The organism is Sesame phyllody phytoplasma (assembly GCF_018390775.2).
Taxonomy (GTDB): domain Bacteria; phylum Bacillota_I; class Bacilli_A; order Acholeplasmatales; family Acholeplasmataceae; genus Phytoplasma; species Phytoplasma australasiaticum.
Genome location: NZ_JAHBAJ020000037.1, coordinates 1 through 628 on the forward strand (window position 1 = coordinate 1; position 628 = coordinate 628).

A 628-nucleotide genomic window follows, 5' to 3' on the forward strand; every position below is an offset into this window, starting at 1 on the left:
GAGGTTTCTATCCTACATGGTAAAGGTCAACCCTACTAATAAAACTCGCCAAGAGAAGGCCACCAAGAATTCCTTAAACGGCAAAGTTCAGATCCAAATTCCCAAGGCGAAAGCGAAAGAATATGGAGAGGAATATAATTGGTTAAAAAGGGGAAAGGTGAGACACGATGAAACATTAGCAGATAGAGACGAGTTAGAAATAATCCGAACTTATCAAACAATAGTTAGAGGAATTATCCAATACTTTTGTTTAGCTAACAATCTCGGGGTCTTAACCCATTTAAATTATCTAGCGGAATATAGCTGTTTGAAAACACTGGCAAGGAAACGGAAAACGTCAATTGCCAAAGTTCGAAAGAAATGTAAAATTGGTTCAACCTGGGGTATTTCTTATCTTAATAAAGGAAGAACCCAATATGAACCATGGGTTGTTTATTCTTGGGATAAAATTAGAAAAATGCGTAATTACAAGGAGAACCCTGACGTTACCATCAACAAATATATATTCCAAGGCCGTACCCATCTGACTGACCGTCTAAAAGCGGAACATTGTGAGAATTGCGGCAAAACAACCCAACTTCAAATTCATCACATTGGCACGGTTCGCAATGCGCATTACCAAACGATT

At 38.4% G+C, this 628-nt stretch carries 1 protein-coding gene; it reads left to right on the forward strand.

Annotated features, from left to right (window positions below):
• Positions 1 to 628: group II intron reverse transcriptase/maturase (locus tag KHD59_RS02415; RefSeq protein WP_308699653.1), on the forward strand; the 628-nt coding region annotated here is incomplete at both ends.